The 17944-nt window shown below is 70.4% G+C and carries 13 protein-coding genes and 1 pseudogene; 6 read left to right on the top strand and 8 right to left on the bottom strand.

All coding sequences use genetic code 11. The annotated features are described in order from the left end of the window. Positions 1-217 precede the first annotated feature (217 nt). From ABT025_RS32045 to ABT025_RS32030, 4 genes are all read right to left on the bottom strand, one after another. Positions 218-1141, bottom strand: a complete 924-nt coding sequence (locus tag ABT025_RS32045) for a carbohydrate ABC transporter permease (protein ID WP_351002083.1) — start codon at positions 1139-1141, stop codon at positions 218-220. After that, positions 1138-2424, bottom strand: a complete 1287-nt coding sequence (locus ABT025_RS32040) for a carbohydrate ABC transporter permease (RefSeq protein WP_351002109.1) — start codon at positions 2422-2424, stop codon at positions 1138-1140. Before ABT025_RS32040 ends, ABT025_RS32045 begins: the two co-directional genes overlap by 4 nt. A gap of 178 nt (positions 2425-2602) precedes the next feature. Continuing rightward, positions 2603-3976 carry an ABC transporter substrate-binding protein gene (locus tag ABT025_RS32035; RefSeq protein ID WP_351002081.1) on the bottom strand — a complete coding sequence of 458 codons (1374 nt, stop codon included), beginning with the start codon at positions 3974-3976 and terminating at the stop codon, positions 2603-2605. Between the two features lie 274 nt (positions 3977-4250). Beyond that, on the bottom strand, positions 4251-8015 hold the full coding sequence (locus ABT025_RS32030) for an FtsK/SpoIIIE domain-containing protein (RefSeq protein ID WP_351002079.1): 3765 nt from the start codon (positions 8013-8015) through the stop codon (positions 4251-4253). A gap of 647 nt (positions 8016-8662) precedes the next feature. Here ABT025_RS32030 and ABT025_RS32025 point away from each other — a divergent pair. Continuing rightward, entirely contained in the window at positions 8663-10363 is a 1701-nt protein-coding gene (locus ABT025_RS32025; protein ID WP_351002077.1) for a serine/threonine-protein kinase, read from the top strand. 219 nt (positions 10364-10582) lie between these two features. After that, positions 10583-11833, top strand: a complete 1251-nt coding sequence (locus tag ABT025_RS32020) for a serine/threonine-protein kinase (protein WP_351002075.1) — start codon at positions 10583-10585, stop codon at positions 11831-11833. Positions 11834-11939: 106 nt separating this feature from the next. On the opposite strand, the gene ABT025_RS32015 is transcribed toward ABT025_RS32020, so the two are convergent. From ABT025_RS32015 to ABT025_RS32005, 3 genes are all read right to left on the bottom strand, one after another. After that, a complete protein-coding gene (locus ABT025_RS32015; protein ID WP_351002107.1) occupies positions 11940-12353 on the bottom strand; it encodes an SUKH-3 domain-containing protein in 414 nt (137 codons plus the stop codon). A gap of 286 nt (positions 12354-12639) precedes the next feature. Then, positions 12640-13110, bottom strand: a complete 471-nt coding sequence (locus tag ABT025_RS32010) for an NUDIX domain-containing protein (protein WP_351002073.1) — start codon at positions 13108-13110, stop codon at positions 12640-12642. A 14-nt stretch (positions 13111-13124) separates the two neighbouring features. After that, positions 13125-13832 (bottom strand): DUF5919 domain-containing protein, encoded by a 708-nt coding sequence (locus tag ABT025_RS32005; RefSeq protein ID WP_351002105.1) that lies wholly within the window; start codon positions 13830-13832, stop codon positions 13125-13127. A gap of 282 nt (positions 13833-14114) precedes the next feature. On the opposite strand from ABT025_RS32005, the gene ABT025_RS32000 reads away from it, so the two are divergent. Beyond that, a complete protein-coding gene (locus tag ABT025_RS32000; RefSeq protein WP_351002071.1) occupies positions 14115-14357 on the top strand; it encodes a hypothetical protein in 243 nt (80 codons plus the stop codon). After that, a complete protein-coding gene (locus ABT025_RS31995; RefSeq protein WP_351002069.1) occupies positions 14345-14590 on the top strand; it encodes a DUF7848 domain-containing protein in 246 nt (81 codons plus the stop codon). The genes ABT025_RS32000 and ABT025_RS31995 overlap by 13 nt, the downstream gene beginning before the upstream one ends. A 1530-nt stretch (positions 14591-16120) precedes the next feature. On the opposite strand, the pseudogene ABT025_RS31990 reads toward ABT025_RS31995, so the two are convergent. Further along, positions 16121-16312: pseudogene (locus ABT025_RS31990) on the bottom strand (transposase family protein); the annotation flags it as partial. A gap of 64 nt (positions 16313-16376) precedes the next feature. Here ABT025_RS31990 and ABT025_RS31985 point away from each other — a divergent pair. Then, a complete protein-coding gene (locus tag ABT025_RS31985; RefSeq protein ID WP_351002067.1) occupies positions 16377-16634 on the top strand; it encodes a hypothetical protein in 258 nt (85 codons plus the stop codon). A 121-nt stretch (positions 16635-16755) separates the two neighbouring features. Then, positions 16756-17862: a peptide chain release factor 2 gene (gene prfB, locus ABT025_RS31980; protein ID WP_351002066.1), complete on the top strand. Its 1107-nt coding sequence runs from the start codon at positions 16756-16758 to the stop codon at positions 17860-17862. Positions 17863-17944: the final 82 nt, after the last annotated feature.

Raw genomic sequence — 17944 nt, 5'->3', positions numbered from 1 at the left:
TCGGACACGGGCGGGCGGAGCAGCAGGGACCGGGGCGCTGCGCATCCGGATGCGCGCGCCGACAGCGGGTGCGGGTACTCCGTAAACGCCCGATGGAGTGACAGGGTTACGCCGGGCCCCTGCGGCCACGCGAAACGCCAGGCAGGGGCAGCCCTGTTGGAGTAAGCAGGACTGCCCCTGGTTGACGTGCGTATGTGCGACTCGTGCGGTGGTGCGGTTACTTGACCGCGCCCGCCATCACGCCGGAGACGAACTGGCGCTGGAAGGCGAAGAACACCGCGAGCGGAATCACCATCGACATGAAGGCGCCGGGCGCCAGTACGTCGATGTTGTTGCCGAACTGCCGTACCTGCTGCTGGAGCGCCACGGTGATCGGCGGGGAACCGGAGTCCGCGAAGATCAGCGCGACCAGCATGTCGTTCCACACCCAGAGGAACTGGAAGATCCCGAGCGACGCGATCGCCGGCCCGCCCAGCGGCATCACGACCCGGGTGAAGAGCCGGATCTCGCCCGCCCCGTCGAGCCGCGCGGCCTCCAGCAGCTCCCGCGGGATCTCCGCGAAGAAGTTGCGCAGCAGGAAGATCGCGAAGGGCAGACCGAAGGCCGTGTGGAAGATGATCACGCCGAAGGTCGTCTCGAAGATCCCGACCACGCCGAAGAGCTTGGAGACCGGGATCAGGGCGACCTGCACCGGGACCACCAACAGCCCCACGACCAGCAGGAACCACCAGTCGCGCCCCGGGAACTCCATCCAGGCGAACGCGTATCCCGCCAGCGAACCGATCACCACGACCAGGGCCGTCGAGGGGACGGTGATCAGGACCGTGCTCAGCAGTGAATCGGTGAAGGTCGGATTGTCCAGCAGCCGGGAGTAGTTGTCGAAGGTCAGCTCGGACGGGACGGTGAAGATCTTCCACCACCCGGTCGCCGCGATCCTGTCCGCGCTGCGCAGCGAGGAGAGGAACAGTCCGACGGTCGGCATCAGCCAGAACAAGGCCACCAGGATCAGGACGACCCGCATCACGCCGCCGCCCGCCAGGGCCGCGATCCGTGTGCCGAGGGGCCGCCCGGCCTTCGCCGTGCCGGTGTCCGGGGCGTCGCCCGTTCCGGCGGCCGCGGCCGTGGTCGAGGGTGTCGTCATCGGCGCCCCTCCTTCCGTATCCGCCTGATGTTGAAGAGCATCACCGGGACGACCAGCAGCAGGAGCAGTACGGCGATGGCGCTGCCGATCCCCAGATCCGCGTCCGTGCCGAACGACGACCGGTACAGCTGGAGCGCCAGCACGTTCGCGTCGTCCTGCGAGGAGCCCGGCGCGATGATGAAGACCAGGTCGAAGACCTTCAGGACGTTGATCATCAGCGTCACCAGCACCACCGCGAGGACCGGCGCGAGCATCGGCACGGTGATCTTGCGGAACACCTGCCACTCGTTGGCCCCGTCCACCCGGGCGGCTTCCAGGAGTTCGCGCGGCAGGCCCGCCAGGCCGGCGGCGATCAGCACCATGGCGAAGCCCGCCCACATCCAGACGTAACTCCCGATGATGCCGGGCGTCACGAACGACGGGCCGAGCCAGTCCACCCCGTTGTACGGCTCCTTGAAGTTCGAAGCCGGGAGCCGGAGTTCGGCCCCGTCCGCGGAGGCTGGCAGGGTGAACACCCCGTCGGCGCCGGCCGTGGCGGAGGCGACCACCTTGCCGTCCCTGACCGCCTCCACCTTGATGCCCTTGAGCCCGAGCTCCTTGGCGTCGATGACATTGGGTCTGCCCCCGCCGCCCTTGGTGAAGTCCAGCCACGCGGTGCCGGTGATCTTCCCGTCCCCGCCCGGCTGCGGGGCGCGGGCCGGTTTCGCGTCGGTGGGCATCTTCGCGGGCAGCACCCCGACCAGCGGCAGCTGGACCGGCTCCCCGGCCCGTACCGGCACCTTCGTGACGAAGGAGCCGCCGTCCGCCGCCTTCAGCGGATGGACGGGCAACGGGTGGGCCTTGGGGAAGCCCGCCGACTCGGCGAACGTGTCGTGCACGCCCACCCATACGGCGTTCGCGACCCCGCGCTCCGGTGCCTGGTCGTACACCAGCCGGAAGATGATGCCGGCGGCGAGCATCGAGATCGCCATCGGCATGAAGACGATCAGCTTGAACGCCGTGCCCCAGCGGATCCGTTCCGTCAGCACCGCGAAGATCAGACCGAGTGCGGTGGCGACGGTCGGGGCGAAGACCACCCAGATCGCGTTGTTCTTGACCGCGGTACGGATGGTGTCGTCCGTGAACAGCGCCTTGTAGTTGTCGAACCCGGCGAATCCGGTGCCCGCCTGGTCGAAGAACGACCGGTAGACGGAGTACACGATCGGATACACGACGAGCGCGCCGAGCAGTACCAGCGCGGGCAGCAGGAAGAGCGCCGCGATGATCCTGCGGGTGCCCGTCACGCTCCTGCGGCTGGGTACCTTGCGCAGGGGCGGCTGCCCGCGCACGGGCTCCCGGGGGGCGGGTACCGAGGTCCCGCCGGGCGGTTGCTTGTCGGCGGACACCGAGGTGCCGCCGGGCGGTTGATTGTCGGCGGGGAGCGCCTCGTCGGCGCCCCCCGCTGCGGCTGAAGTCATCGCGTCAGCTCTTGTACGCCTTGGCCGCGTCGGACTCCAGTTTCGCCTGGGTCCCCGCGATGTTCTTCGGGTCCTTCAGGAAGTCCTGGAGGGCCTTCCACTCGCCCTTGCCGGGCGTTCCGCCGAACGACTGCGGCGTCTGGTCGGACATGTCGAACCGGACGGCGTCACCGGCCGCGATCAGCGCCTTCGCCATGGTGCGCTGCACCTCGTTGGGGTAAGCGGCGGCATCCAGGGCCTTGTTGGGCGAGATGAACCCGCCCTGCTCGGCCCAGATCTTCGCCGCGTCGGTGGAGGCCAGCCAGGTCAGCAGCGCCTGGGCGCCCTTGCTGTCCTTCAGGGCCACCGCCGCGTCGCCACCGGTCACCACGGGCGACTCGGCGCCGACCGCGGGGAACGGGAACACCTTGGCGTCCGTACCGATCTTGGCCTTCGTCTGCGCGATGTTGACGCTGACGAAGTCGCCCTCGAAGACCATGGCGGCCTTGGGCTGGTCACCGCCGGTGAAGGTCTGGGTGACCGACGCGGGGAACTCCGTCTGCAGCGCGCCGTCGGCACCGCCGGCGATCAGGGAGGGCTTGCCGAAGAGCTGTGCCAGCGTGGTCAGCGCGTCCTTGACGGACGGATCCGTCCACTTGATCTTGTGCTGGGCCAGTTGGTCGTACTTCTCCGGGCCCGCCTGGGAGAGGTAGATGTTCTCGAACCAGTCGGTGAGCGTCCAGCCGTCCGCGCCACCGACCGAGACCGGGGTGACACCCGAGGAGGACACCGTCTCCGCCGTCGCGAGGAAGTCCTTCCAGGTCTTCGGCTCGCTCGCGCCCGCGTTCTCGAACGCCTTGGCGTTGTACCAGATCAGGGACTTGTTGGCGGCCTTGAAGTACACGCCGTACTGGGTGCCGTCCACCGCGCCGAGGTCCTGCCAGACCTGTGAGTAGTTCTTGGCCAGCTGGGCCTTCGCCTCGTTGCCGACCGGCTTGGCCCACTTCTTCGTGACGGCCTGCTGAATGGCGCCGACCTGCGGGATCATCGCGACGTCCGGCGGCTGGCCACCCGCGATCTTCGTACCGAGGAAGTTCACGATCGGGTCCTGAGCCGGGACGAAGGTCACCGTGGCGCCCGTGCGCTTCTCGAACTCATCGAGGACCTTGACGAAGTTGGCCTGCTCGGGCCCGGTCCAGACCGCGGCGACCGAGATCTTCTCGCCGTCCAGTTTCGGTAAGGCGACGCTCGACGCGTTCTCCTTGCCCTTGGACGAGCTGTCCCCGTCCTTCGTGCCCTTCTTGCCGCCGTCACCGTCGTCGCCGCAGCCGGTGAGGGCCAGTGCGCCGATGGCGGTGAACACCAAGGCGGCCCTGCGAATCCGAACCGTTGTGCGCATCCCTGCCCCGTCTCTTCTGTGCGCGTGCACGGACCGGCACCCGTCGGACTTCCGATGGTGCCGGTCATTCATCACGTAGTCCTGTGCGCACAGTCCTACGCCCGGTATCCGGGCGCCGCAATACCGCCAGCGGGCCCAACTCCTTGATCGTGATGGGCTCGTGACGTGAGGTCAGGGCGGGTATGAGGGTATTGCGGACGGTGGGCCCGCCCAGGTGGGCCCACCTCGGTGGGCCCACCGCCGTTCGGGAGGGAGCGGCCGGGAGCGGAGTCGTTCAGGAGTGCGCGGGCGGCAGCGGTGGCAGCGGCTCGGCGTTCACCGAACGGGCCGCCCGCTCCAGCGCGCTGGCCAACAGCGCCAGGTCCGTCGGCCCGTTGCCCAGCTCGCGGACCGGGCGACGGGTGGGCGGATCGCCCATCCGCTCCCACTCCAGCGGTACGACCGTGGGCCGCAGTGTCGCCGTACGAGGGATACGTCCGGTCACCCGGCCGCCCTGGAACGGTGTCACCCGCCCGTCGGGATGGCCCAGCCGCCCACGGCCCGGCGCCGGCTCGTCCGGCGACGGCGGCAGCACGGGCGGATCGAGCACGACGCGCAGCCGTGCCCCCCGGGCCAGTTCCGTGTCCTCCGTGCGGTCCGGGCGGGCGGACGTGGCGACCAGGTGGATACCCAGCCGCCCGCCGTCCCTGGCCACCGCCTCCAGCGCCCGTACGACCGAACCCGCGGCCGGCCGGCCCGGGCTGCCCAGTGCCGGGGCGATCAGCGCGTCGAAGTCGTCCACGAGCACGACGAGCCTGGGCAGCGGCGAGGGCCCAGGGTCCGTCGCGCGCGCCGAAGTGGTCCGCAGCCTCAAGGTGCCGCTCATCGCGGACTCGACGTCACCGCGCTGATCGGACGGGCCGGGGGGCCGCTGCCCGACCATGCGCTGCGCCACCTCGTGCCGGCTGTGCCAGTCGGCGAAGTCGAGCCCGCCGAGGAGCTCGGCCCGCCGCTTCACCTCACCGCCGAGCGCCTGGGCGAACTCCCGCATCCGGACCGGATCGGAGGCCACCAAGTGCGTGAACACGTGCGGGAGTTCGGTGCAGGGGCGCAGGCTCTCGCCGCGCTCGCCGCCCGCCCCGTCGACGAGCAGGATGCCGAGCCGGTCGGGCCGGTCGGCGGCGGCCAGCGAGGCGGCGACCGCCCTCAGCAGTTCGCTACGCCCGCTGCCGCCGGGCCCCTCGATGAGCAGATGCGGTCCCTCGTCCGAGAGATCCACACTCACCGGTCCCCGGGGCCCTGCCCCGAGCACCACGACGGGTCGCCCGGCCGCCCCGGCCGGGACGCCCTCGGAGGCGGCGGCCCGGGGAGCGGGCGCGGGCGCCCGCCCGGACTCGGCACCGCGCGCGGCGACCTGGGGCGTGTCTCCCTGGCGCGGCCCGCTGACCCGGTTCGAGGAACGGCCCGATCCGGCGGTACGCAGGCTGTCGGCGCCCGTCACGTCCGCGGCCCCGTCCCAGGAACGGGTGTCGGAGCCCGGCAGGGTGCGGGAACTCGGCGTGTCCCCGGGCCCCCCGTCGTAACGCTGCGCACCGACGCGGGGGTGAGGGGTGCGGCCGGATCCGGGGGCGTCGGCGGTGCCGGGGTAGGGCGTACGGCCCGAGCCCCTGCCGCCCGGGTAGGGCGTGCTCCCGGATCCGGTGCTGCCGGGGTACGGGGTGCGGCCGGAGCTCGTGTCGTCGTACGCGTCGCCACGGGCGGAGGTGTGGCGCGGCACGCCCGCGTGGGTGTCGTTGCTGCGGGGGTACGGGGTGCGGCCGGAGCCGGAGGCGGGCCCGCTGCCGGGGTAGAGCGTGCGGCCGGAGTCGCGGTTGTCCGTCGTGCCGGGGTACGGGGTGCGGTCGGAACCTCGGGCGCGTCCGTCGTCGTCCGAGTCGCGCGGTGCGCCGGCGTGCGGCGGGTCGGCGGGGGTGCGTTGGGCGCCCACGCGGGGGCCCGTGGCGCCCGGGTGGGGGGTGCGGGCCGAGCCGCGGGTGTCGTCGGCCGCCGCTCCCGTACCGCCCGTCCAGCTGCCCGAGCCGCGGACCGTCGCCCCCGGCTGGTCGTCAGCTGCCGAGGCCCAGCGGGCCATCAGCGAGGCCGGGGTGGCGCGGGCCAGGCCCAGTTCGTCCAGGAGACGGGCGGACGGCGGGAGTGCCACCACCGCACGGTGGCCCGGCAGCGCGGTCGAACCCTCGGCGCGCAGCGGGGCCAGCGCCCGCGCGAACCGCTCGGCCCAGTGCGCCGACACCGCGTCCACCGCGGCCATCGTGCCGTGGCCGGCCGCCCGGCCGCCCGCGGTGCGCAGCAACCGTATGGCCGTCGCCACATCGCCGCTGAGCATGGCGACGGCCCCGCATTCGCGGAAGGCGATCGAGGCATGACAGGCCGCCTCGTACGTCGCGGCGACCGGCGATGTGGGGGTGGCGGCCGGGGTCTCCGCCAGACAGATCAGATGGATGCCTGCCGCCGAACCCGCCGCGGCCAGCCGGGCGGTGTTCTCGCGCAGCACCGCGGAACCGGGGTCGCCGTCGACGATCACCACGGTGAACGGGCCCTCGTAGTGCCGGGCCGCCTCGGCGACCGTACCGGGATCGAGGCTCGCCCAGCCGGGTCCGAGCGGTCCCTCGTCCAGGCGCCGCACCAGCTCCGTCGTCCGTACGACAGCCTGCTCACGGTCGTACGCCAACAGCAGTCGGCAGTCCTGGCCGTGCATCGGCCGCAGATGAGGCAGCCAGCCGAGCCAGGCCCACTCGCGCCGCCGCTCGTCCGTGCCGCGCGCCCGGTCCGTGCTGATCAGCACGATCTCCAGATCGGCGGGGGAGTGCAGCGCGGCCAGCTGGGCCACGGTGGAGCGGGCGAGGCCCGCCAGCCGCTCCCGAGGCCCGGCGAGCCCCAGCGAACCGGCCTCGCGCAGCCCCACCGTCACCGGCACGGCAGGCAGGTCGGCCCGGTCGGCCGTGCCCAGCCGGACCACCAGCGCCTCCGGGTGCGCGGTGTCGCGCTCCCACAGCCGGGGGCCCGGGCCGAGCGCGGTCAGCAGGACGGCGGCCGGATCCGGCCAGGTGCCCTCGGGGGCGGTGGGCAGCGCGGTGAACGTCGCGGCGGGAGGCTGGGGACCTGCCTCGTCGGGCACGCCCTCGTGCGCGGGGTCGCCCTTGCCGCCCGTGAGCCGGCGGGCCCAGGCGCCTATGCCGCCGCGACGGGGCGCCCCGTCGTCCGGTACGCGGCCGGTACGCGGCCGTGCCGGGGACCGCCCGTCGGGGCCGGCCGAGCGCTCGTGTTCATGGGCGGCGTCCGGCCCGTCGTGTTTCTCCGGCTCGCCGTACGCCGGACCGTAGCCGTGGTCCGGGGGCTCGGGGGCGGTGGCCGGCGCCGAGGCCACCCGCAGATGGCCCTCGCCGTCCGGCGCCGTCCCCAGCGTCGGGGTCCGCGCGCCGGAGGTGAGCCGGAGCGTGGATTCGCCGAGCCGGAGCAGCGCGCCGGGGTTCAGCCGGACGGGACGGTCGCGGACGTCCGTGCCGTCCAGCGAGGTGCCGTTGGTGGAGCCGAGGTCGGCGACGGAGACGCGGCCGTCCGCGGAGACGGTCACCGCGCAGTGCAGCCGGGACACATCGGGGTCGTCGAGCGGGACGTCGGCGTCGGCGGAGCGGCCGATCCGGATCTGTCCGCCGTGCAGCAGGTGGACCCCGCCCGCGTCCGGTCCCGCGATGACGTGCAGCTGGGCCGGGACGGCGTCGTCCGCCGTCTCGTCCTCGCCCGGGACCTGGAGCGAGAGCACCGCCCCGTCGACCAGGGGTGGCTCGCCGAGCGCGCACCGCTGCGCGTCGAGCCGCTCCCGCCCGGCGAACAGCACGACCGCGCCGCTGCCGAGGGAGCCGTCGGGTCCGGAAACGGACGCGGCCAGGTTGGATGCCACGGTGGCCAGCGCCGTCCCCGCGGGGGCGGTGACCAGCACATCGCAGGCGCGCGCCGGGGTCTGGCCGCTGCGCGGCGCGAGGACGGTCAGCCGGATCTGCATCGCCGTCAGCGGTCCCTTCTGCGCGCAGTGCCGGCAGGGGAGACGCTCTGTGATTCCCCCCACCCGGCACGGACGCGTCGTCCGGTACAGGTTCGTCACGTACCGCAGGGCTCCCGACCCGACAGTTCCGTGCTTGAGGCATCCTCGCACCTGCCACTGACAACACGCCCGGGGGTCACCGGTAAGTGATCTTGAAACGTCGGCTGTGCGCCCAAAAGTGCCTGCTTGGCCGGTTCCCCGGCAGCTTCCAAGAGGCCCGGGCGGCACCCGGCGTGATCAGGGCCGCGATCCGGAGCCGTTCCGTCGGACTTCACCGCGGCAACCATCGGCCCGGGAGGAGCGTCTTCCTCCGCAGCCGGTGTGCCGGGGTGATGTGCAGGCCGCGCTCCTCCGGGGAACTCCAGGGGACGGCTGGGGAACTTCAGGGAACGACGGAGACTCCAGGGAACGACGGAGACTCCAGGGAACGACGGAGACTCCAGGGAACGACGGAGACTCCAGGGAACTGCGGAGGATTACGGGGAATGCAGACAAAAAGGTAACCTTCCCGACCCGGCCGTCCACTCCGGCCGCCCCACTAGAGTGGGCCGGAACTCCGGACGGATCCGGGGGACCGCAAGCACCACGATCAGCAGGGAGCGCATGACGTGCGGCCGGTAGGCAGCAAGTACCTGCTCGAGGAGCCGCTGGGACGCGGCGCCACGGGCACCGTCTGGCGCGCCCGCCAGCGTGAGACCGCGGGCGCCGAGGCGGCCGTCGCAGGCGAGCCCGGCGAGACCGTGGCGATCAAGGTCCTCAAGGAGGAGCTCGCCAACGACGCCGATGTCGTGATGCGGTTCCTGCGCGAGCGCTCCGTGCTGCTGCGGCTGAGGCACGAGAACATCGTGCGCACCCGCGACCTGGTCGTGGAGGGCGATCTCCTCGCCCTCGTCATGGACCTGATCGACGGCCCCGACCTGCACCGCTACCTCCGCGACAACGGCCCGCTCACCCCGGTCGCCGCCTCGCTGCTCACCGCTCAGATCGCGGACGCGCTCGCTGCCAGCCATGCCGACGGCGTCGTCCACCGCGACCTGAAGCCCGCCAACGTGCTGCTCGACGAGCGCGACGGCCAGATGCACCCGATGCTCACCGACTTCGGCATCGCCCGCCTCGCCGACTCCCCGGGCCTGACCCGGACCCACGAGTTCGTCGGGACGCCGGCCTACGTGGCGCCCGAGTCGGCCGAGGGCCGCCCGCAGACCTCCGCCGTCGACATCTACGGCGCCGGAATCCTCCTGTACGAGCTGATCACCGGCCGGCCGCCGTTCGCGGGAGGCACCGCGCTGGAGGTCCTGCACCGGCACCTCAGCGAGGAGCCCCGCCGCCCCAGCACCGTCCCCGCCCCGCTGTGGACGGTGATAGAGCGCTGCCTGAGCAAGGACCCGGACCGCAGGCCCAGCGCCGAGAACCTCGCCCGTGCCCTGCGTACCGTCGCCGCCGGCATCGGCGTGCACGCGAACTCCGCGCAGATCGCGGCCGCCGACGGGGTGGGAGCCCTGCTCGCGCCCGACCCGGCGCCCACCGCGGTCCCGGAGACGCCGGGAGCGGCCGACCCCACACAGGTGCTGCCGAGCAACGCGGGCTCGTACGACCCGAACGCCTACGACCCCAACGCGGCCACCAGCGTCATGCAGCAGAACGCCGGACCGGGCGGGCCCCACGCCGACCCGACCGCGGTCATGCCGCCCGTCCCGCCGCGCCCCGAGGGGACCCCGCAGCCCGACGGACCGCACCCGTGGCAGTCCCAGCTCCAGGCCGCCCGCGACCGCAACGAGCAGACGCAGGTCCAGTACCTCGACCCGAGCCAGGACCCGCTGCGCCGCCGCCCGCAGCGCCAGCAGCCGCAGCAACAGCAGCAGCACCGCCAACAGCAGTACCCCCAGCAACAGCAACAGCAACAGCAACAGCATCCGCAGCAGTACCGCCAGCAGCCGCAGCCTCAGCCGCAGCAGTACCAGCCGCAGCCTCAGCAGCAGTACCAGCCGCAGCAGCAGCGCCAGCAGTACGCGCCGCCGCAGCAGCCCCAACAGCCACAGCAGCCGGCCCAGCGCGCACCCCGCGAGCCGCGGCAGCGCAGCGCCAACCCGATGAAGATCCCCGGCCTCGGCTGCCTGAAGGGCTGCCTGTTCACGCTGGTGCTGCTCGTCGTCGCGAGCTGGCTGATCTGGGAGCTCACCCCGCTGAAGGACTGGATCGGCCAGGGGCAGAGCTACTGGCAGGCGATCACCGACGCCTTCGACACCGTCACCGGCTGGATCTCGAAGCTGGGCGGCGACAGCGGCGACGCCGGCGGCAGTGGAACCTGACCGGACAGCTGATCGGTCACCGGACCGGACACCCGGACACCCGGGAACCTGACCGGACTCTGTAGCTATATCGACTTCTGCGGACCAATTCCGAGGCAATTCGCCCGCAGAAGTGAAGGTTGGCGCCATCCAGGGCACGCAACCCCCCGATCGCCGCGTAACTTTGTCGACCGGGGGTTGTTGTGCGACGGTCCATCGCCAGCCGCTGAGGGAGCAGTCTTGGCACGGAATATCGGCAGCCGGTACACCGCCCACCAGATTCTGGGGCGCGGCAGCGCCGGCACGGTGTGGCTCGGCGACGGCCCCGAGGGGCCCGTCGCCATCAAGCTGCTCCGCGAGGACCTCGCGTCCGACCAGGAGCTCGTGGGCCGCTTCGTCCAGGAGCGCACCGCGTTGCTCAAGCTCGACCATCCGCACGTCGTCGCCGTCCGCGACCTCGTGGTGGACGGCAACGACCTGGCCCTGGTCATGGACCTGGTCCGAGGCACGGATCTGCGCACCCGGCTCGACCGCGAACGCCGGCTGGCCCCCGAGGCCGCCGTCGCGATCGTCGCGGACGTCGCCGACGGCCTCGCCGCCGCGCACGCGGCCGGGGTGGTCCACCGCGACGTCAAGCCGGAGAACATCCTGCTCGACATGGAGGGCCCGCTCGGCCCCGGCAACTCCCACCCCGCGCTGCTCACCGACTTCGGTGTGGCCAAGCTGATCGACACCCCGCGCCGCACCAAGGCCACCAAGATCATCGGTACGCCGGACTACCTGGCCCCCGAGATCGTGGAGGGCCTCCCGCCGCGCGCCGCCGTCGACATCTACGCCCTGGCGACCGTGCTGTACGAGCTCCTCGCGGGCTTCACGCCCTTCGGCGGCGGCCACCCCGGCGCCGTCCTGCGCCGTCACGTCACCGAGACCGTCGTCCCGCTGCCCGGCATCCCCGACGAGCTCTGGCAGCTGCTGGTCCAGTGCCTCGCCAAGGCCCCGGCCTCCCGGCTGCGCGCCTCCGAACTGGCGGCGCGCCTCCGCGAGCAGCTGCCGCACCTGGCCGGAATACCGCCCCTGGACGTGGACGAGCCGGACGACGAATCCGAGTCCGAGCCGCACGGCCAGACCTACGACGAGCAGCAGTACACCCCCGCCACCGAGGAGCCCCGCCGCCGCGGCGCGGTCCCGCTGGTCCCCGGCTCGTCCCCCGACTCCAACCGGGACACCCACACGAGCATGCGCGTCCCGGCCCCCGACGAACTCTCCGGCGGCCCCCGCGGCACCGCCCGCGCCCCCCGCGCCCCGGGCAAGCCCCGCCCCGGCTCGGCCCGCAACAAGTCGGCCGCCATCCGCAAGCGCCGCCTCACCCTGGGCGCGGCGGCCCTGGTGCTGGTCGCGGCGGTCGGAGTGGGCGGCTATGCGGCCCTGAGCGGTGACGACGCGGGAGCGACGCCGCAGGACACGAAGAACTCGGCACCGGCGGCGCCGTAGCGGGGTGGGGGGCGAGGAGCGGGACGGGGCAACCGAAGCCCGCGCCCTGACGCCGCAAGTGTCTCTTCGGCGAGGCGCATGGTTGTCCGTGGTGATTCTGAGCAGCTCAGACCGGAGACAGGTTCGCTCTCCGCTCGATCGCTTGAAGAGCGTGGTAGCCATCACCGGCTACTTCGGCAAGAAACTGATCATGCCCGCCGTATGTCGCCCCATCCGGCGCCATGTACAGGAACAGGTTCCCGCTGGCCGAATAGCCGATGGGGCACAGCGCCCGGCCGAGCCTCTCCTCGTACTTCGTCACGAGCGATCGTGCGACCTGTCGCGCTGAAGAGACCCCTGAAACCAGGCAAACATGCGTTCCGCCGACTGCCGGGTGCCGAGGGTATTCGAATTGGAGGCCGCTGCATTCCCTCATGAATTGTCGAATGGGGCCCGTAGGGGTGTACCCATCGGTCGACCATGCGTCGAGGTCATCCCGTAGATCGACATGGCGCCCGGGAAACCATCCTATTCCTTCCATGAAGCCAATCAGGTCGGCATCCTTGGCGGGAAATCCGAGAAGACTCATCAATTCACCCCCTGTCGTGTGCTACCGGTAAGGATCGATAGATGTTGCAAGATGAGAAATCAATCCATTTCTTCCTGATGTCGATAGCGGGGCGTCCCTGTAAGCGCATGGTACGGGTGTTACGCGAACCCTCTCCAGCTGCGTATTCACAGATCAGTGGTGGTTTCTAGTTCCGCTGGTGTCCGTGGTTGTACGGGGTAATCCGTGGGTGTTGCCGTCGCTACGGCCATCAGACGGTTCAGCCCAGGTACGGCTTCTCGCGCTGTTCCTGGAAGTGCTGGAGCCTGAGTCGTTGGGTGTGGTGCATCGGCAACTGCTCGATCTCTTCCGGCGGTACGAACCGGAGTTCGGTGGACTCGTCGGAGATCTCCAGTCGGCCGCCGGTGATGCGGGCGGTGAAGCAGACGTTGAACTGGCGGCGGACCTCGCCGTCGGTGTAGGCGATGATGTGTTTCGGGTCGGTGTAGGTGCCGACCAGGCCGGTGATCTCGACGTCGAGGCCCGTCTCTTCCTTGACTTCACGCACTGCCGTGCCGGGCAGGGAGTCGGTGAGATCCATGCCGCCGCCGGGCAGAGCCCACAGGTCGTTGTCGCGGCGGCGCTGGAGGAGGATGCGCCCGTGATCGTCGGTGACGACGGCGGACGCGGCGACGACCATGCTGTTCGGCTCGGGCGCGTTCGGCTCGTCGTAGTACTCGGTGCGGGCCACGGTCAGCCTTCCTCTCATACGTGGGTTGCCGTCGTCCACACGGCGTCGAAGCTCTCGGCATAGGTGTCGAACATGCCGCCGGTCTCGTGCCGGCGAAGATGCCACACGGGGGCGGCGTACGCGTTGACGCCCCAGACATGGGCGTTGACGAGTTGCTGGTCGTCGGCGCGGTAGAGGGAGTTGTAGAGCGTGGTGCCGTGGGTGCGGACTTCGATGCCGGGGGTGGCGGCGAGCGGCCTGTAGTGCATGAGCGCGAGGCGGCAGCGGGATTCGATGCCGTGGCCGAACCGCTCCTCCTGGCCGCGGACTTGGACGTTGTCGCTGTCGGGGTCTCCGATCGCGATGCGGACAGTGCAGCCTTCGGCGGCGCGTTCGGTGAGGAGTTCGTTCAGCCGCGGGTACGCCTCGTGGAGGAAGACTGCCGCGTAGACGAGGATGTCGATCCGTTCCCGGGCCTGGGCCATCAGGTCGGTGAACGTCGAGACGGGGAGGTCGGCCCGCTGCTCGTAGAGCGCGACCAGCTCGGGGCTGATGGCGCGGGCGGGGCGGGCCTGGCGGAGCGCCGGCCAGAGCGCGTGCACGTCTTCTCCCAGGGCCTTGGCCGCCTGGAGGGCGGTGGCACGACGTGGGATACGCCCGAGGTTCACCCAGCGCTCGACCGACTTGGGGTCGACCTCGACCTGCTGAGCGAGTGCGGCGTACGTCCAGCCTCCGGCTGCCATGACGGCTCGTAGTCTCTCGTTCGGCACGAGTCTCCCCTTCGTCTCAGGACGGCATTAGGGACGTTTTACACGGTGCAGGACGTCCTGAAGTGGGCTTTGGTGGAGGTTCCTTCGTCCCGGTGACCGGCGTGAGGATCGGTGCCAACCCTGCGGCACCAACAGGCCCAAGGGGCACGCATCAACGCCGCCGAGGAGCGTCACCGTGCCAATGAGCGCCATCCCATGTGTTCCCGCCCTACGACTGGACGCCCGGTCGCGGACCGCCTTGCCGGGGCGGTCACGATGACGGCCCCCACCCCTGATGTCGACGGGCCCACCGTCTCGACCGATGCCGGCGCCCTGGTGGTCGACCGGCGGAACGCCAAGGTGGGCGTGGTGATGGGGCATGTGGGGACGTACGTGCAGCTTCGGCCACCGCACGGTGGCCAGGAGTGGGACGTGCCGCCCGAGGACGTACGTATACCGACTCCGACGGAGGAGCTGAGCGCGAAGGTGGCCGTGGCCAACCGGAGGTGGGGACGGTGACCCCTCGCTCGGTCCTGCGCTACGAGAATTGGACGCTCCAGCCCGACCGCGAGCCGGACGCGGAGCCGGTCCTGTACGCGATGCAGTGCGCCGTGGACGGAAAGAGGTCGCCGGCGAGCGAGGACTTCGCCGAACCGCAGGACTGGGTGCTGCGGCACTGCGGCCAGAACCCGTCCCACCACACCTACCAGGAGATCATCACCCGCCCCTGGCGGACCTGGCGCCAGACGTGACCTACCTCGCTCGCCCAGGCTCCGCACCGCGCTGGCCCACGTGACTCCCGTCCCTGCCGGGCGCAGCCGATCGAGGCTCCCCGTCCTCGTCAGTCCCGGCAGGGATGGGCCCTTACGTGCGTGCCGCGCCCATGGCTGTGGGGATTCTGGCCTCTGCCACAGAAAGTCAGCCACGATGGCGGGCGCGCCGACCGAACACCCGCCACGTGTGTCTCGCTCAACCCCGCACCGGCATCAGCCCAGTTATCTCCATCGTCACGGCCCCCAGGCAGGCAGCAAGCATGGGCGTCCGGGACGGCGCGAGCCCGCCGGGCGGCCTCTCGGGAGCCCGGCCAGTGCTGACCGCTCGGACCGGGGCTTCCGATTGGTGGCCCGGCCTACGCTCCCGGGCTCTGCGCGCCGAGTGGTCACCGACCGCCGACGCGCGGCGGCCCGCGTCAGCGGGACGCCCTTGAGCAAGTACCACGGGCCCCTGTCAGGGGCGTTGCTGGCGGCCTCAGGTTATGGCCCGTCTCCAGGTCGGCCGCTCCGGCGTCTACGACCTGCCGCAGCGGCCAACTCGCCTCGAACAGCTGACGTTGCCGTCAAACGCCTCTGGGGCCCCGCCGGGATCACATTCCGGTGGGCTCTTCACAGGCCCAGGCGTCAAATAGGCCCTGCCGTATTGCATCCGGCAGGGCCTATTTGTGACGAGTTACGTGCCCAGTAGGCGCGTGATCTTAATCCCTACAAAGCCTGCCCCTTGAGCCCATTCCATGGAAGCAGTCATTTGGATGTCGGCGACGGTAAGAGTGTGAACGGTCTTATCCGGGGCCAAGGGAACCGGCCCGATCGTCCGGCTAATTGATTACGCGCCCCGCGGAAGTTTTCGCACCACTTCCGTGATCCGCTCTGGCGAGTATCCAGTTCGCAGGAAGATCTCATACGGAGAATGTAGCGATCCCAGGAATTCCGCAACAGCTTGCCACGTCTCCATGATTTCCCGATCCACAGCTACCACGAAATCGCCATCCTGACTCTCAGGGAGTGGTCGGATTTTAGTGACATTAGAGGGAACCATGGTCACGCTGGAAGCCTCATTCAAATCTTCCCTCAGGCGTCTTGCAACATCCACAAGTTCCATGAGATGCGTGTACGAGAAAGGTGATGTAGATGCCCGGCCGGGAGAAATATTAGACGCCTCCTTCGTCAGCTGGCAAAGAATCTGGAACTCCTCGCCGCTAAACCTGACATTCACGCTGCGACACCTCACTTTAGTTCCTTAGCAAAGTACTGCCGGCCCGCCTTCGGTGTAAACATCGTGCCGTGATTTCCATCGACGATGACAACCGCACCCTTGTCCGGATCCCAGAAGGACCTGCGCCCTCCACTGAGATTTCGGATTTCTACGTTTGGAACATTGCCGTTTGTGACTCCATCAGCATATTCGGCCATCCGTCCCGGATGCACTCCCCTCGCGTAGTGAGTGCCATCTCCATCTGGACGCAGAGCCTCTCCGTTGGCGTGCTTGGCAATGAGCCTTTTCCAACCTCACGCTGACGCGTGGTGAAGGACGAGGACGGCCTGGACCATCGCGGTGATGCGGTTGGTGCTGCAGCGGAGCTTCCGTAGGAGGCGCCAGCCCTTCAGGGTGGCCATGGCCTGCTCGCCGAGGCAGCGGATCTTGGCGTGTGTGCTGTTGTGGCGGCGCTGCCACCGCTTGAGGCGACGGCCGCGGAAGGGAAAAGGCTCACTCACTCCCTGTGGTGGATACGCCCCGTGAACGACAGCCGCGGACGCCAACCGCGTGAACGTCAACGGCTGGATTTCGGAGCAGCAGGACTTCACCGCCCCGTACGTCGACACCGTGGACATGGAAGCGGCACTCGCGGTGCCGGATGCCACGAGCACTCCGGACCCGCCTCCGCTGCTTCTCAGCGTTGGCGCGGCACCCGCCGACTTCGACGCCGGTGATCACGTGAACCTCACCCGCAACGGATATGTCGCGGCAGCGGACGCCTTCGGTCCTTCGGTCCTGCTCCCGGACGTTCTCCCGGGCGGCTAGGGCTGTCCCGTCCCTCCCGGGCCCCGTTCGACAGGGCCCGGAAGGGACGCCGCCCGCCCGTACGCGATCGTGATCATGCCGTCCGAGGAACGCCCGCGCCGACAGCCGTTACGCTGGACCCGTGGCAGTCGTCGATATTTCCGAAGAGCTGAAGTCCCTCTCCTCGACCATGGGGTCGATCGAGGCCGTCCTGGACCTGGATGCGCTGAGGGGTGACATCGCCGTGCTCGAGGAGCAGGCTGCCGCTCCGTCCCTGTGGGACGACCCGGAGGCGGCGCAGAAGATCACCAGCAAGCTTTCGCACCTCCAGGCCGAGGTCCGCAAGACCGAGCACCTGCGCGGCCGGATCGACGACCTCGAAGTGCTCTTCGAGCTCGCCGAGGACGAGGGCGACGCCGATGCGCTCGCCGAGGCCGAGTCCGAGCTGGAGTCCGTCCGCAAGGCGCTGGACGAGATGGAGGTCCGCACGCTCCTCTCCGGCGAGTACGACGCGCGCGAGGCCCTGGTCACCATCCGGGCCGAGGCCGGCGGCGTCGACGCCGCGGACTTCGCCGAGAAGCTCCAGCGCATGTACCTCCGCTGGGCCGAGCGGCACAACTACAAGACCGAGGTCTACGAGACGGCGTACGCCGAAGAGGCCGGCATCAAGTCGACCACCTTCGCCGTCGAGGTCCCGTACGCCTACGGCACACTCTCCGTCGAGCAGGGCACGCACCGGCTCGTCCGGATCTCCCCGTTCGACAACCAGGGCCGCCGCCAGACGTCCTTCGCGGGCGTCGAGGTGCTGCCCGTGGTCGAGCAGACGGACCACATCGAGATCGACGAGTCCGAACTCCGCGTCGACGTGTACCGCTCCTCGGGCCCCGGCGGTCAGGGCGTCAACACCACGGACTCCGCGGTGCGCCTGACCCACCTGGCGACCGGCATCGTCGTCTCCTGCCAGAACGAGCGCTCGCAGATCCAGAACAAGGCGTCCGCGATGAACGTCCTCCAGGCGAAGCTCCTCGAGCGCCGCCGCCAGGAGGAGCAGGCGAAGATGAACGCGCTCAAGGGCGACGGCGGCAACTCCTGGGGCAACCAGATGCGTTCGTACGTCCTGCACCCGTACCAGATGGTCAAGGACCTGCGTACGGAGTTCGAGATGGGCAACCCGGAAGCGGTCTTCAACGGCGAGATCGACGGCTTCATCGAGGCGGGCATCCGCTGGCGCAAGCAGAGCGAGAAGTAGTGAGGCCGTCCCGCCCGGCGGGACGTACGCGAAGACGGGCGTGGGAGCCGCGGCTCCCCACCCCGGGGGCGGGTCGGCGGGG

This window comes from Streptomyces sp. NPDC002809 (assembly GCF_040295435.1).
GTDB lineage: Bacteria > Actinomycetota > Actinomycetes > Streptomycetales > Streptomycetaceae > Streptomyces.
The sequence above is the reverse complement of the archived record's forward strand: the minus strand, read 5'-3'. Positions and strand labels throughout refer to the sequence as shown.